9 protein-coding genes are annotated in these 15,138 nt (G+C 71.7%); 1 reads left to right on the forward strand and 8 read right to left on the reverse strand.

The annotated features are described in order from the left end of the window. Positions 1–182: 182 nt before the first annotated feature. Positions 183–3,200 carry a BTAD domain-containing putative transcriptional regulator gene (locus ACIGXX_RS05710; protein ID WP_399973082.1) on the reverse strand — a complete coding sequence of 1,006 codons (3,018 nt, stop codon included), beginning with the start codon at positions 3,198–3,200 and terminating at the stop codon, positions 183–185. Positions 3,201–3,440: 240 nt separating this feature from the next. On the opposite strand from ACIGXX_RS05710, the gene ACIGXX_RS05715 reads away from it, so the two are divergent. Further along, positions 3,441–5,915 (forward strand): ATP-binding protein, encoded by a 2,475-nt coding sequence (locus tag ACIGXX_RS05715; protein ID WP_399973085.1) that lies wholly within the window; start codon positions 3,441–3,443, stop codon positions 5,913–5,915. Between the two features lie 375 nt (positions 5,916–6,290). Here ACIGXX_RS05715 and ACIGXX_RS05720 read toward each other — a convergent pair whose 3' ends face one another. From ACIGXX_RS05720 to ACIGXX_RS05750, 7 genes are all read right to left on the reverse strand, one after another. Next, positions 6,291–7,523 carry a hypothetical protein gene (locus tag ACIGXX_RS05720; protein WP_366462123.1) on the reverse strand — a complete coding sequence of 411 codons (1,233 nt, stop codon included), beginning with the start codon at positions 7,521–7,523 and terminating at the stop codon, positions 6,291–6,293. Between the two features lie 114 nt (positions 7,524–7,637). Continuing rightward, the gene (gene rbsD / locus ACIGXX_RS05725; protein WP_361467874.1) at positions 7,638–8,027 is read right to left on the reverse strand and encodes a D-ribose pyranase; all 390 of its coding nucleotides are present in this window, start codon (positions 8,025–8,027) and stop codon (positions 7,638–7,640) included. Continuing rightward, positions 8,024–9,004, reverse strand: a complete 981-nt coding sequence (locus ACIGXX_RS05730; RefSeq protein ID WP_366462121.1) for a ribokinase — start codon at positions 9,002–9,004, stop codon at positions 8,024–8,026. Before ACIGXX_RS05730 ends, rbsD begins: the two co-directional genes overlap by 4 nt. A 55-nt stretch (positions 9,005–9,059) precedes the next feature. After that, complete coding sequence (locus ACIGXX_RS05735) at positions 9,060–11,009, reverse strand: substrate-binding domain-containing protein (protein WP_361470754.1); 1,950 nt, start codon at positions 11,007–11,009, stop codon at positions 9,060–9,062. Then, positions 10,999–12,615 (reverse strand): sugar ABC transporter ATP-binding protein, encoded by a 1,617-nt coding sequence (locus ACIGXX_RS05740; protein ID WP_399973090.1) that lies wholly within the window; start codon positions 12,613–12,615, stop codon positions 10,999–11,001. The genes ACIGXX_RS05735 and ACIGXX_RS05740 overlap by 11 nt, the downstream gene beginning before the upstream one ends. Then, on the reverse strand, positions 12,612–13,628 hold the full coding sequence (locus ACIGXX_RS05745; RefSeq protein WP_351158449.1) for a LacI family DNA-binding transcriptional regulator: 1,017 nt from the start codon (positions 13,626–13,628) through the stop codon (positions 12,612–12,614). Before ACIGXX_RS05745 ends, ACIGXX_RS05740 begins: the two co-directional genes overlap by 4 nt. Positions 13,629–13,797: 169 nt before the next feature. After that, entirely contained in the window at positions 13,798–15,072 is a 1,275-nt protein-coding gene (locus ACIGXX_RS05750) for a DUF1266 domain-containing protein (RefSeq protein WP_399973094.1), read from the reverse strand. Positions 15,073–15,138 lie beyond the last annotated feature (66 nt).

The raw sequence follows: 15,138 nt of genomic DNA on the forward strand, positions 1-15,138 counted from the left end.
TCCCAGCTTTCATCGTTGCGATTTCTCCATGAGATATCGATGGGCACGAGGGGCGAAAATGCTTCCTCGGCGGGATTTTTACAGCACGGAGATTAAATCTGCAAACGTGCCCGTGACTTCCTGCTTGAGGGTCCCGTGGGCGGTCCGGATCTGGTACTGGAGATCCGGTACTGGAGGTAGTGTCAAGAGGAACGATTCGCCGCTGTTCCGGCGACGGCCGCCAGACTCTCCCGCGCCCGCGCGGCTTCCCGCGCCGCTCCGATCCGGTCCGCCGTCTCGATGGCGGCGTTGATGTGCCCGGCGGCGGCCGACGTGTGTCCGAGGCCGTGTTCGGCGAGGCCGAGGCCGTGCAGTGCCTGGGATTCCTCGTGGGCCGCCCCGATGCTCCTGGCCAGGTCCAGGGCTCTCCTGTGCTGCGCGGCCGCCTCGCGGAACCGCCCCGCGGCGTGCAGGGCGCTGCCCATGCCGTGCAGGGTGTTCGACGCGTTCCTGCGGTCTCCGAGACGGCGGAACGCGGTGAGCGAATCCCGGTAGAGATCCAGCATCGCATTCAATTCGTCCGGGGAATTCATGGTGTTCGCGAGGTTCACCTGAGTGATGGCGCGGTCCCCTTGGCTCCCGGAATCTTCGAGGATGTCGAGGGCCTCGTTCAGGAATCGCCGTGCGGACTCCGGGTCGCCGTTCTGCGCATGGAGGTCGGAGAGATTGTTCAGTACGTGCGCCTCTTCGCGGGCGTCGTGCGTGGCTCGGAATCCCGCCAGTGCCGCGTTGAAATGTTCGTCGGCGCTCACGGAATTCCCGAGATAGAGATGTGTGATTCCCAGGTTGTTCTGGGATCTGGCCGTCTGCCAGAGATCTCCTGAGTCGAGCCGCAGGCTGAGCGTCTCGCTCTGGTGCGAGAGTGCCGTGGAGAGGCTGCCGAGATTCCAGTGCAACACGCCCAGCAGATGCAGGACTTCGGCCTTCGCCTCGGCGTCCCCGGAGTCCGTCGCGATCTGGAGCGCGCGCTCGGTGGCGGTGAGCGCCGGGTCGTACCGCCCGCAGTGCGACAGGGCGGTGCCGAGGTCGAGCAGCGCACGCACCTGGGCCCGGTGCTGACCTGCGGCGCCCCAGTACCGGGCGGCGGACTCGTGCATGCGGCGGGACTCCGCCGTGTAGCCCTCCTCGACGAGGAAGGCCGCCAGGGTGCCGGCGAGCAGAGCGGCTTCGCGTGGGCGGCCATGCGTGCGGCAGTGGCGTTCCGCGGCGATGAGCGCGGCGCGCTCCGAGATGAGCCACTGCCTCGCGGCTGCCGGGCTCGGCCACCGGGGAACGGGGCCGGACGGGGTGGGACGGGGCGGGCCGCCGCGCAGTCGGCGGGGATGGATCATTCGGTCCGCGGCGTCGGACGCCTGAATGTAGAAGACGATCAGCCGGTGCAGGGCGCGTTCGCGGGCGGCCGGTGGATCTTCGGATGTGGCGAGCGTCCGGGAGTATTCACCGAGCAGATCATGAAATGCGTACCGCTCGGGTGACGGCTCCTGAATGAGGTAGGCGTCGAGGAGCGATTCAAGAACACGTTCCACGCTGTCGAGCGGAAGATCCGTAAGTGCCGCCGTCGCGAACGCGTCGATATTCGGGCCGAGTTGGAGGCCGAGCAGCCGGAAGACTGTTTGCTCTTCGACAGTCAGTGTCTGGTACGAGATTTCGAATGCGCGGGCCACCTCCTGGTAGCCGTCCCGGAATTCCTTCAGCCTGCCGTGTCCGTGGGTCAGCCGGTGCAGGAGGTGGGCCGTCGTCCAGGTCGGACGGGAGGCCAGGCGGCCCGCGGCGAGTTCGATGGCCAGGGGGAGGTGTCCGGAGAGCCGGACGATGTCGGCGACCTCGTTCGCCCTGGTGGTGCGCTCCTCCCCGGCCAGCCTTCTGAACAGCGCGACGGCGTCCCGAGGGGGGAGTACGTCGAGCAGGACGGACCGGACGCCGGGCAGTCCGGTGATCCGGCGGCGGCTGGTGACGATGACCAGGGAGGGGGAGGGGCCGGGCAGAAGCGGCCGGAGCTGGTCGGGTCCCGCCACGTCGTCGAGGACGACGATGGCGCGGCGGGTGCTGAGCAAGGTGCGCCAGAGGGCCACGAGTTCGTCCAGGCTCTCGGGGAGCGTACTCGCGGGAACGCCCAGGACCCGCAGGAGTGCGGTGAGCGCGGCCCGCGCGGTCAACGGCTCCTGGCCCACGGAGTGGGCGCGCAGGTCGAGGTGGATCTGGCCGTCGGGGAAGTGCCGGCCGAGGCGGCTCGCGGCGTGCACGGCGAGCAGTGATTTGCCGACTCCCGCCATGCCGGAGATGGTCTGGAGCGCGATGACCGTACGTGGTACATGCGGGCTGTGGGGTGCGGTGGAGGCCCGGATGATGGCGTCCAGCTCCGCTTGCCTGCCCACCATGTCGGCATGGCTGGGCAGGGTGTGGGGAGCCGTCACCGCGGGTTCCGGGGCCGGCAGGAGTTGTCTGACCGGCGCTCCGTCCAGGATGAGACCGTGCAGCCGGGTCAGGGGCTCGCCCGGGTCCGTGCCGAGGTCCTCGCGCAGATGGCGGCGAACGGTGTCGTAGACGCGCAGGGCGTCGGCCTGGCGCCCGCAGCCGTAGGCCGCGGTCATCAGCATCCCGGCGAGGGTCTCGTCGCTGGGGCGCTGTTCGAGCAACGCGGCGACCTCGACGGCGACTTCGGCGAAGTGGCCCCTGCGCAGCTCGATGCCGATCCGGGTGAGCTGGGCGCCGAGGCGTTGCTCCGTCAGGCTGGTGCGGACACGTTCCGCCCAGAGGCCGGGCAGCCCGGTGAGTGGTTCGCCCCGCCACAGCTCTTCCGCCTCCCGCAGCAGACCGAGCGCCTCGGTGTCGTCGCCGCCGTCGGTCAGGGCGAGGGCTCGGGCCGCCAGGTCCTTGAAGTGATGGCAGTCCACAAGGTCAGGGCGGACGTCGAGCGTGTAGGTGTGTGCCTGCTGGACGAGTCGTTCATCGCAGCCGGCGGTGCGGAGTCTTCGGCGGATGCGCGCGGCGTACGCGTGCAGGCTCGCGCGGGGTTTGGCGGGCGGCGCGTCGTCCCACAGCCGGTGGAGCAGGGTGTCGAGGGAGACCGGCCGGCCGGCGTCGTGGGCGAGGGCCGCGAGCATCAGCCGTTCTTTTGCCGAACCGAGTGCGTCGGTGTGTCCGCCCGTCCGCAGTTCCACGGGACCAAGGATGCGAATCCGCACGTCCACCAGTGCCCCCGTCCGCAGGTCGGCCTGTGCCGCTGGGTGACGTCAAAGAATCGCATGAGTTCAGAAACGTTCAAATAGTGATGCTGTCCGGTCAGTTGTATTGGCCGCATTTGGCTTAAACGCTCGACTTGGAGGGGCATTCGGTCTGGAGAGAACAGCGGACGGGTAAGGAAGGCGGTGGAGACCGGCGGATCAGTGGGAGGCGGGGGAATGGACCACGTGACGGCCCGGGAACTGACGGCTGCCCTCACCTCGGCCTCTCCCCGGCCACGGGCGAGACGTGCCCTCCTGGAGCGGGTGCGCGAGGCGGCGCCGCCGGAGACGGCCGGACTGGTGCGCGCGTGGGCGATGCCGGAAGGGGGGACCGGCGGCGGGAACCCCGTCGAGGAGCTGGCCGAGGTCCTCGCCCGGGAAGCGGCTCTGCGGCCCTCGCTGGCACGGGAGTTGAGGGGATGGCTGCTCGCAGAGGCGGACGAGGCCGCCGTCGCCGGCGGCCACCGCGTGGACAACGCCATCGGCGCTTCCGCCCGGATCGGGGGCCCCGTGGTGCAGGCCCACGACATCCACGGCGGGATCCACATCCACTCGCCGTCCGCGCCTCACTCGGCCGCGGACCGTGCGGTGCCTCGGCAACTGCCGCCCGTTCCGGCCCACTTCACCAACCGCAGCCGTGAGCTCGCCGGCCTCGATCGGCTTGCGCGCAACGTCGGGCACGGGCCGGTGCTCGCCGTCATCAGCGGACCGGCCGGGGTCGGGAAGACGACGCTGGCCCGGCGCTGGCTGCTCGGCCTGGCCGACGCCTTCCCCGACGGGCAGCTGTACGCCGATCTGCGGGGCCACTCCGGGGGCGGCCCCGCGCGGCCGACCGAGCTGCTGGGCGAGCTCCTGCGGGCGCTCGGTCATGAGCAGGTCCCGGTGGAGCTGAATGAGCAGGCCGCGCTGTGGCGTTCGACGACAGCGGGTGCGCGCATCGCCGTGCTTCTGGACAACGCGGTGAGCGCCGCCCAGGTCCGTCCGCTCCTTCCCGGGGCGGCGGGCGCGCTGACTGCGGTGACGAGCCGGGCCCGGCTGACCGGCCTGGGGATGGACGGAGCCGCCTTCCACCCGCTGGGCGTGCTCGCCACGGGCGATGCGGTGGAACTGCTCCGCAGCCGGATCGGCGCCGACCGAGTGGGCCGGGAGCCGGAGGCGGCGCTGGCGATGGCCAAGGCCTGCGCGGGACTGCCGCTTGCCGTCTGCGTCGCGGGGGCCCGGGTGGCGGCTCGCCCCCGGCAACCCCTCGCAGTGATGGCCGGGGCACTGGGCGGTGACCCCGGGGGGACCCTGGACGCGCTGTGGGTGGAGGGGGAGTACGCAGTGCGGGGAGCCCTCGACGCGTCGTACCGCCTTCTCGGTCCCGACCTCGCTCGTTGCTACCGGAGACTGGGCCTTGCGCCGGTCCCTGTCTTCGGCGTCCCGATCGCCGCCGCTGTCTGCGAGGTGCCCCCGGTGGTGGCGGAGCGGCTCCTCGACGAGCTGGCCGAAGTCAATCTGATCGAGGACCTCGGTCCTGACTCCCGTACGGGGCAAGGGCGGTACCGCTTCCACGATCTGGTCCGCGCGCACGCCAGCCAGGTCGCGGAGGAGACGGAGACACCCGCGGCAGCGGAAGCGACGGTCCGCCGTGTCGTCGACTTCTGCCTGTCGGCCGCGACGGCCGCGGAGGCACTTCTGACGCCCGGCCACCGCACACTGCGCCGTGCGTACGAACACCCCGTCGGCCAGCCGCCGCCCTTCGCCGACGCGCCGAGCGCGCTGCGCTGGCTGGACGCCGAACGGGCGCACCTGATGGCGGTGCTGCGCACCGCCGCCGAGAGGGGCTGGGACGCCAGCACATGGATGCTTGCCGACGCGCTCTGGCCGCTGTTCCTGCGCCTTCGGCCGTACGACTTGTGGATCGAAGCCCATGAGACCGGACTCGCGGCGGCGCGCCGTGCGGGCGACCGAGAAGGCCTGGGCCGGATGCTGACCTCGGGTGGCACGGGGTTGCGCAACATCGGTCGGCACGACGAAGCCGCCGCTTGGTTCGGCGAGGCGCTCGACCTCGCGCGGCAGGAAGTGGCACGGCTGGCCGAAGGCCAGGAGGCCGAAGACCCGGGCCGGCCGGCCGCCGCGCGCAAGGCCGAGGCGCAAGCCCTGCACGGGCTCGGGCAGACCTACCGGCTCGCCGAACGGCTCACCGACGCCACCCGGTACTTCCACCTGGCCCTCGCGCTGCGGGAGGAGATCGGATACCGCCGTGGTGCCGCCCTGACCCGGCTCTGTCTGGGCGATGTCGCCCTCGCCGCCCACCGCCCCGAAGACGCACTGCCCCACCTCACCCGCGCCCGCGCGGATCTGCTCGCCGAGGACGACCCGTACGACGCGGCGCGGGCCCTGGCCTTCCTGGGGCGGGCCCATGCACGCTGCGACGGTGCCGACTTCGAACGAGCGGAAGGGCAACTGACGCAGGCCCTGGCCGAGTTCGAGGCAACCGGCTCCGTGCACTGGCAGGGCCGCGTACTGGAAATGCTCGGCGAAGGCGCCGCAGAGCGCGGTGACCAGTCACGGGCCAGGGAGTGGTACGGCGCGTCCCTGGCCCGCTATGCGGCGGTCAGCGCAGCCGACGCGCGCCGCCTGGAGGAGCGATTGAGCGCCCTCGGGTGACGCGTCCCCGGCAGGGGTGCGGCAGACGGAGCCGTGAGCACTCGGGCAGCAACGACGCGTACAGCGCGGAGGCGAGACGTACGACGTCGACGGTGGTCCGCGCCGCCTGCCGGGGGAGGAGCGGACCGACCACGGCCTGCGTGCCGGGACGGGCGCGTGCCACCCAGCAGCCGTCAGTGCTGGGAGCCATGGCAAGGGCACAGCCCGGGTAACGCTCCAAGACCTTCCGTATCAGCCCCACCGCGTCGGGCAGGGAACGCGGACGGCATCCGTACAGGACATCCGCGCACTGTCGCCAGGTCTCGCCTGTGCGTGCGTCGAATCGGCCGCGGTCCTCGAAGCCGCGGTCCTCGAAGCAGACGACCAGCGACTCGCTCACACCGGTACCTCGCCCACTCCCGCGCCCACCCAAGGCGTGGGAAGCGGCAGCGGAGGCAGCAGCGGCGCGTAGGCGGGCTCGCCCAGGCCGAGGAGCCCGTACATCAGACGCCGGGTGTTCCGGCCGAAGCGGCCGGGCTCGGACGAGATGCGGTGGGCGATGCGCGCGTACGCCGCCGCCGGGTACTCGGCGCGCGCGTAGGCGAGCTGTTCCGGCAGGGGGTGGGCCGGGGACAGGGCAGGTGCGGTCCTCGCCAGTTCCGCGCCCGGGGAGGCGGGATCGACGTCGGCCGTGGGGAAGCGGGCCAGCAGGATCGCCGCGTGGGTCAGCGTCGCGTACAGCGTGACCGAGCCGTGGTCACCGATCACCCAGTCCGCGGCGATCAGCGGCTGGCGCCAATCGGCCTCCGGCGGGATGACCACGATCCCGCGGCGCCGGGCGGCGGAGAGCCACGATCGCACCTGCCAGTCGCCGTGACCGGACCAGACATTGGGGTGGACGAGTACGGCGATCAGGTACCGGGCGGGCGAGAGTTCCGTCAGGAGACGCGGCAGCAGCGCGTCGAGACGGTTGAAGGATGAGCCGACACCCCACGTGGAGGAAACGAGGAGCAGCTTCTGGCCGCGGCGCAGACCCAGTGCCGCTCGGTAGCGCCGCCGCAGCGGAAGGCTGGAGACGATGCGGTCGTGGGTGGCGTCGCCGACGACCTCGGCGATGGGCAGCGCCTCCGGGCACGTCCGTTCCAGCGTGGCCAGGTCGTCGCGGTGGGCGAGGGCCATCGCCCTGGGTACGACCTTCCCCTCCCGCACCAGATACTGCCGCCCCATCCCGCTCACGGTCCGCGACGCCCCCGGGTCCCGGTCGTCGGTCGTCCGTGAAAGCTTGATGTGCCCGGCGCCGTGCGGCAGTCGGACCAGCGGACCGCGCAGCTGCTCGACGCCCTGCGAACCGGCGGCGAGCACCAGGTCGTACTCGGCGCGCAGCGCCACTTCCCACGGCAGGACCGCGCTGTCCAGGTCCCGCAGGGAGCGCTCCGCGCCGGCGTTGAACGCGTGTGGTGCGATGGTGAAGTCGACCTGGACACGCAGGTCGGCCTCCAGCAGCGGCAGCAGGTCCCGCAGCCGGCGGCCGTACACCTCCGTGTGCACGACGACCAGGACGCGTTTGCAGCCGGGCAGGGTCAGCCACTGTGCGGACCGTGGGCTTGCGGGGCGTGTGTCGGATGGCATGGGATCCCCCGGTGTTGTGTGAGAACAACTCTCCGGCCAGGGATGCCCGGGGGTGCGGGAGGAAGCCTTGCCCGGGGCTTGCCCAAAGCTTGCAGGAAGCCGAGGGCCGAGCCGTCAGAAGAACACCCCGCACCGCAGCAGCACGTTCGCGTACGGGGTGGCCTCGCCCGTGCGGATCACCAGGCGGGCGCCCGCCGTGCGCAGTTTGAGTTCCTCGTGCGGGATCAGGGTGAGGGGGGTGACGCGGGAGGTCAGGAGTGCGGCCGTCGCCGGGTTCGCTTCCCGGACCTCCTCCGCCGCCGTTCCGCCCTCCGTCACCAACTCCGCGAGCAGCCCGTCCAGGACCTCGGCGAAGGACGGCACGCCCGCGCGGAAGGCCAGGTCGACGACGCGTGGCCCGGGCGGTATGGGCATGCCCGCGTCGCAGATCAGGACCGTGTCCCCGTGGCCCAACTCGGCCAGGGCGCCGGACAGATGGCGGTTGAGGATGCCGGTCTTCTTCATGCCGAGGGAGCCGCCGTTCCTCGGGCCGGGTGCGCAGGGACCTCGGCCGCCGTCGGGTACGACTCCTGCGCGCCCTGCCGGGTGACCGACGCCGCGCCGACGCGCGCCGCGTACGCCGCCGCCGTGGGGAGGTCGTCGCCCAGGCCCAGGCGCCAGGCCAGGGCCGCCGTGAACGCGTCGCCCGCGCCGGTCGTGTCCACCGCGTCCACCTTCGGGCTGGGGACGGTGACGGGGGAGCCGCTGCCGTCCGCCGTCAGGGCGCCCTCCGCGCCCAGGGTGATCACCACCGAGCGGGGGCCGAGGTCCAGCAGCGCCCGCGCCCAGTCCGCGGGGGAGTCCGCGGGGCTCGCGTCGTCGCCCAAAGTGCCCAGGATGTAGCGCGCCTCGTGCTCGTTCACCACCAACGGGTCGCAGGCGGAGAGGACTTCACGCGGCAGGGGAGCCGGCGGTGACGGGTTGAGCACGAAGCGGGTGGCCGCCGGAAGCGTGCGTACGAGCTCCGTGACCGTCTCGACGGGGATCTCCAGCTGGGTGGAGACCACCCGGGACGCGGCGAGCAGGCTGCCCGCCGCGCGGATGTCCTCGGGGGCCAGCCGGGCGTTGGCGCCCGGCGAGACCACGATGCTGTTGTCGCCCGACGGGTCGACGGTGATCAGCGCGACGCCCGTGGGCGCCCCGCCGACCAGGACGCCGACCGTGTCCGCGCCCGCCGCGCGCTGCGAGTCGAGCAGGAGCCTGCCGTGCGCGTCGTCGCCGACCCGCGCGAGCAGGGCGGTGCGGGCGCCGAGGCGGGCCGCCGCGACCGACTGGTTGGCGCCCTTGCCACCGGGATGCGTGGCGAGGTCGGAGCCGAGGACCGTCTCGCCGGGGGCGGGGCGGCGCTCGACGCCGATCACCAGGTCGGCGTTGGCCGACCCGACGACCAGGAGGTCGTACGTGGCGTCGTCGATGTCGGCGTCGGGGGCGTGCTCGTGCATCTGTGGGTCCAGCTCCTGTGTTCGTTCGTCCGGCGGGGCGCGATGGAGTCGGGGTTCAGGAGAAGTCGGCCACGTTCTTCTTCGTGACCACCTTCACCGGGACCTTCACCATCGTCTCGACGTCCTTGCCGCGCGCAGCCTTCACCGCGTTCCGCACGGCGATCCTGCCCAGCTCCTTCGGCTGCTGCGCCACGGACGCGTACAGCGTCCCCGACTCGACCGCCTTGAGTCCGTCCGGGGTTCCATCGAAGCCGACCACCGAGACCGACTTGCCCGCCTTGCCGCCGAGGGCCTTGGCCGCGCCGAGTGCCATCTCGTCGTTCTCGGCGAAGACGCCGTCGATGCCGGGGTTGGACTGGATCAGGTTCGTCATGACGTCCAGGCCCTTGGTGCGGTCGAAGTCCGCGGGCTGGGAGGCGACGACCTTGATGCCGGGGTACTCCTTGATGCCGTCGGCGAAGCCCTTGCCGCGCTCGCGGCTCGCGGACGTGCCCGCCACGCCCTGCAGGGTGACGATCTTGCCCTTGCCGCCCAGCTTCTCCGCGAGGGTCTTCGCGGCGAGCTTGCCGCCGGCGACGTTGTCGGAGGCGACGAGCGTGGCCGCCTTCGCCTTGTTCACGCCGCGGTCGGCGGCGATCACCGGGATGTCGGACTTGTTGGCGCCGCGCACCGCGGGGCCCACCGCGTCGGAGTCGACCGGGTTGACGATGATCGACTTCATGCCTTCGCCGGTGAAGTTCTGCAGCTGGTTGGTCTGCTGCGACGCGTCGTTCTGCGCGTCGGTGACCGTGAGGTCGATGCCGGCCTTCTCGGCCTCCGCCTGCGCGCCCTCCTTCATCTGGACGAAGAAGGGGTTGTTGAGGGTGGAGAGCGACATGCCGATCTTCGTCGTCGTACCGGAGGACGAGCCGTTGTTGAAGACGGAGATGCCGCCGATGACGGCGGCCACCAGCACGGCCGCGATACCGAGCTTCAGGACCTGCGGCCCCTTCTTCCCGCCACCCGCCGCCGCGCCCGTCGAGGCACCGGGGGTCGCCCCCGCCTTGCGGCGCAGCGTGTCCAGGAGGACCGCCAGCGCGATGACCACGCCGATCACGACCTGCTGCCAGAAGGCGGACACGGAGAGGAGGTTGAGGCCGTTGCGCAGGACCGCCAGGATCAGCGCGCCGATCAGCGTGCCGGACGCCTTGCCGACACCGCCCGCCAGGCTCGCGCCGCCGATGACGACCGCGGCGATCGCGTCCAGCTCGTAACCCTGCGCGGCCTGCGGCTGCGCGGAGACCAGACGGGAGGCCAGGACGATGCCCGCGACGGCGGCGAAGAGACCGGAGAGGCCGTAGATGACGAGCTTCTGCCGCTTGACGCGCAGCCCGGAGAGACGGGCCGCCTCTTCGTTGCCGCCGATCGCGTACATGGAACGGCCGATGTACGTACGGGCCAGGATGACGGCCGTGATCAGACCCATCGCGATCATCACGATGACCGGGACCGGCAGCCAGCCGCCGATCGTGTCACCGAGGTTGGAGACCGAGTCGGGGAACGGGATCGGGCTGCCCTGCGAGATGACCAGCGAGAGGCCGCGGGCCACCGACAGCATCGCCAGCGTCGCGATGAACGGCGGGAGTTTGCCGTACGAGACGAGCAGGCCGTTCACGAATCCGCACGCTATGCCGGTGCCGACCGCGAGGACGACCGCGAGCCAGACCGGCAGGCCCTGCGACGTCGCCGTCCAGGCGAGGACGGTGGCCGAGAGCGCGGCCACCGAGCCGACCGACAGGTCGATGCCCGCCGAGACGATGACGAAGGTGACGCCGAACGCGAGGATCGCGGTGACGGCGGCCTGCACGCCCACATTGAGCAGGTTCTGGGTGGTGAGGAAGTCCCCGGAAAGCAGCGACATCGCCACCAGGAGGACGACCAGGGCGCTCAGGGCGCCGTTGTCGAGGAGCACGCGGCGCAGACCGGTGGCGCCACCCGCGTTGCTCTTCAGCGTTTCAGTGGCCACGGGAGGCCTCCCCTTCGGTTGTTCCGTTCCGGACTGCTGCGGGTGCTTCCGTTGTGGTGGTACTCACGGCCGCGGTGGTGCTGACGGCCAGGGCCATCACCGCGTCCTGCGTCGCTTCGTCCGCGGCGAGTTCGCCCGCGATGCGGCCCTGCGCCATGACGAGCACGCGGTCGCTCATGCCGAGGACCTCGGGCAGATCGCTGGAGATCATCAGGACCGCGTGGCCGGAGGCCGTCAGTTCGTTGATGAGCTGGTAGATCTCGACCTTCGCGCCCACGTCGATGCCGCGCGTCGGCTCGTCGAGGATCAGCACCTTCGTGTCGGCGAGCAGCCACTTGCCGATGACGACCTTCTGCTGGTTGCCGCCGGACAGCGTGCGCACGTGCTGGCCGATCCCGGCCATCCGCACGCCGAGCTGCTCGGCGATCCTCGCCGCCGCGACGCGCTGCCCCTTGAGGTCCACGAGCCCGGAGCGCGTCGCCGAACGCAGCGTCACCAGGCCGAGGTTCTCCTGCACGGAGGCGTCGAGCAGCAGCCCTTGGCCCTTGCGGTCCTCCGGTACGAGGCCGATGCCGGCGCCCATCGCGGCGATCACGTCATGCCGGGGCAGCCGCTCGCCGCGTACGTCGACGGAGCCCGCGTCGTACGGATCGGCGCCGAAGACGGCACGCGCCACCTCGGTCCGTCCCGCTCCGACGAGCCCCGCGAGGCCGACGACCTCACCGGCCCGCACCTCGAAGCTGACGTCGTGGAAGACGCCGTCGCGGGTGAGGCCCTTCACGGTGAGCAACGCACCCCCGGCGTCCGGGCGTTCGCGCGGGTACTGCTGCTCGATGCTGCGGCCCACCATCAGGCGCACGAGCTCGTCCTCGGCAGTGGAGGCGGGCACCTGGTCGACGCTGCGGCCGTCGCGCAGGACGGTCACGCGGTCGCCGAGCGCGGCGATCTCCTCCAGGTGGTGGGTGATGAAGACGACGCCGACGCCGTCCGCGCGCAGCTGCCGCACGATGGCGAAGAGCTTGTCGACCTCCTCGCTCGTCAGGACGGCCGTCGGCTCGTCCATGATCAGGACGCGGGCCTCCAGGCTGAGCGCCTTGGCGATCTCCACCATCTGCAGCCGGGCGATGCCCAGTTCACGCACCTTGGCACGCGGCGACACCTGGACGCCGACCCGCTTGAGCAGCTTCTCGGCTGCCTCCTCCATCGCCTTGCGGTCGATCACCCCGAAGCGGCGCGGCTGGCGGCCAAGGAAGATGTTCTCGGCGACGGTGAGGTCGGGTACGAGGTTGAACTCCTGGTAGATCGTGGCGATGCCGAGCCGCTCGGCGTCCTGCGCGCCGTGGATGCGCGCTTCCCTGCCGTCCACGAGGATGCGGCCGCTGTCGGGGCGGTAGGCGCCGGAGAGCATCTTGATGAGCGTGCTCTTGCCCGCGCCGTTCTCGCCGAGCAGGACGTGCACCTCGCCCCGGCGGAGGTCGAAGTCCACGGAGTCGAGCGCGACGACCCCGGGGAAGGTCTTGCGTATGCCTTCGATCCGCAGCAGCTCGTCCGGGGTGCGGTCGGTGCCGGGCTCGGCGTCGCGCGGCAACTCGTCCTGGCTGCTCACGTGGTGCTCCTCTGGTCGGTGGGGGACTCGCCGCAGGAGCGGCGTACGACGAGGCGGGCGGGCAGGGTGACAGACCGGGGGCTGCGGCCCTCGATCCGGTCGACCAGCGCCTGCACGGCGGCCCGGCCCAGATCGCCGGTCGGCTGGGCGATGGCGGTGATCGGCGGATCGGTGTGCACGAACCACGGGATGTCGTCGAAGGCGGCGAGCCCGATGTCGTGCGGGACGCGCAGGCCGTGCGCGCGGATCGCGTCGAGCGCGCCGAGTGCCATCAGGTTGTCGGCGGCGAAGATGACGTGCGGCGGCTCGGGCAGCGCGAGGAACCGCTCGGTGGCCTGGCGCCCACTGTCGGCCTGGAAGTCGCCCTGCCCGATGTGGTCGTCGGGCAGGGGGAGCCCGTACGCGCCCAGTGCCTCGCGGAAGGCCTCGACGCGCTCGCTGCCGGTGGTGGTGGCCGCGGGCCCGGCGATGATCGCGAGCCTGCGGTGCCCGATGGCGTGCAGGTGGGCGACCAGGTCACGGACGGCCTCGCGGCCGTCGGCGCGGACGACGGGGACGTCCACGCCCGGGATCCAGCGGTCCACGAACACCATCGGGGTGCTGGAGCGGGCCGTCTCCAGCATCAGCGGGGAGCCGCCGTCGGTGGGGGAGACCAGGAGCCCGTCGATCCGGCGGTCCAGGAGCGTGCGCACGTGGTGGTCCTGTAGCTCGGGCCGCTCGTCGGCGTTGCCGATGATCACGCTGTAGCCGAGCGCGCGGGCCGCCTCCTCGACGGAGCGGGCCAGAGCCGTGAAGTACGGGTTCAGTACGTCGCTGATGACCAGGCCGAGCGTGCGGGTCTGGGCGGTGCGCAGCGAGCGTGCGACGGCGTTCGGGCGGTAGCCGAGGCCCTCTATCGCGGCGAGGACGCGGGCCCGGGCCGCAGGGCTGACCGAGGGGTGACTGTTCAGGACGCGCGAGACCGTGGCGACGGATACGCCTGCCTCGGCCGCGACGTCCTTGATGCTCGCCATCGCCGGTCCACCTCCTTGTGGAATCGATTACACGGAGGATTGGAATCGATTACACGGGTGGGTGGCAAGACCCTGGAGGGGCAGCGAGACCAGATTGTGATGCGGGGTGCTCAGGTGAGCGGGGTGGCCCCGGGCGCCTCGGGGCAGCGGCGGCCGGGGCTCCGCCGTCTCACGCGAACGGCACCGTCAGCCACGGGCTGTCCGGGTCCGAGACCAGCTCGCGGTGGGCCCGCAGCACCGTCGTGTACCAGTCGCCGAACTGCTCCTCGTCGAAGTGGAGGCAGCGGCCGAGGACGTAGCCCGCGGAGAACTCCTCCCAGGAGGCGTACGCCGCCCTGGCCGCATGGCTCGCGCGCTCGATCGCCGCCTCCAGCTCGGCGTGGGACGCGTACCGCGCGCCCCTGCCCCAGCGGGCCATCTTCGACGCGCGGCCGATGTCCCAGGCCGCGACCGTGCGGACGTGGCCGTCGGGCGGCAGCAGGCCGTCGGCGCGGAAGCGCGACTCGTAGCGGACGATCTTTCCGACGAGTCCGCGCAGCGCGGCGACGAAGTCGTCCAGGTCGGGGTCGTCGCCAGGCCTGTGCGGGGAGTCGTGGCCGCCGGTCTCGGCCACGCGGTCGCGGATCGTCGTCTCCACGCACCGGCGCCACAGCTCGGGGTCGACGCGCGGGCCGAACTGCTTGATCAGCGACGTACGGGCGCCGAGCACGAAGTCCCAGTACCACGGGCTGACTTCACGCTTCAGGAGCCGCTCCTGCACGTCGAGCCAGTCCGCGCGGCCGTGCACGCCCCACCATTCCGCAAGGCGCTCGACCTCGGAGTTGTAGCCCGCGCCGTGCCAGTCGAGGGTGTTCCAGGCGTCGCCGTTGGCGAAGCAGAGGTGGGCGCCGCAGGCCAGGCCGTGCAGCAGGACGGGGGATTCCGGGGCGCCGGTGCGGCGGGTGTCGACGCGGTCGTGCAGACGGCCGTCGACGTAGAGATCGGCGTGCAGGTCCGCCCAGACCTCCCGCTCGTCCTCCGTCGTGAGATAGAACTGCTGGCAGGGCGTGGCCGCGTTGACGACCAGGATGTCGATGTCGTCCGGCAGTTCGGCCGCCAGCGTGCCCAGCGTGACGAACTCGTACACGACCTCGGGATGCGGGCGCGGCAGCAGCCCCACGGTGTACATCTGCGCGATCCGGCGGCCGTCGGGGAGGTCGACGGTGAGGACCGGGCGTTCGGTCGCGCCCGGCTCGACGTCGGCCACCGACACCGGGCGGTACAGGCCGGTGACGGCTATCGCCCGCAGGTAGGTGTACCCGTCGTCGGCCTCGCACAGTTCGTACAGGTGCTCTTCGAGGTCGGCGGGCGCCTGCCAGGCAGTGCCGTCCTCGGGGGCCTCGACGTTCGGGAAGACGTCGTCGTGGTGCTCGTCCTCGGCTGCGGGGGCGGCTGCGCCGTGCATGCGGGGGTCTCCGTCGTGGGTGGCGCGCGCGGGGTGCGCGCGGAGGGCATCAAACCGGATCTTGCA

Source organism: Streptomyces sp. NPDC055243 (assembly GCF_044544025.1).
Classification (GTDB): domain Bacteria; phylum Actinomycetota; class Actinomycetes; order Streptomycetales; family Streptomycetaceae; genus Streptomyces.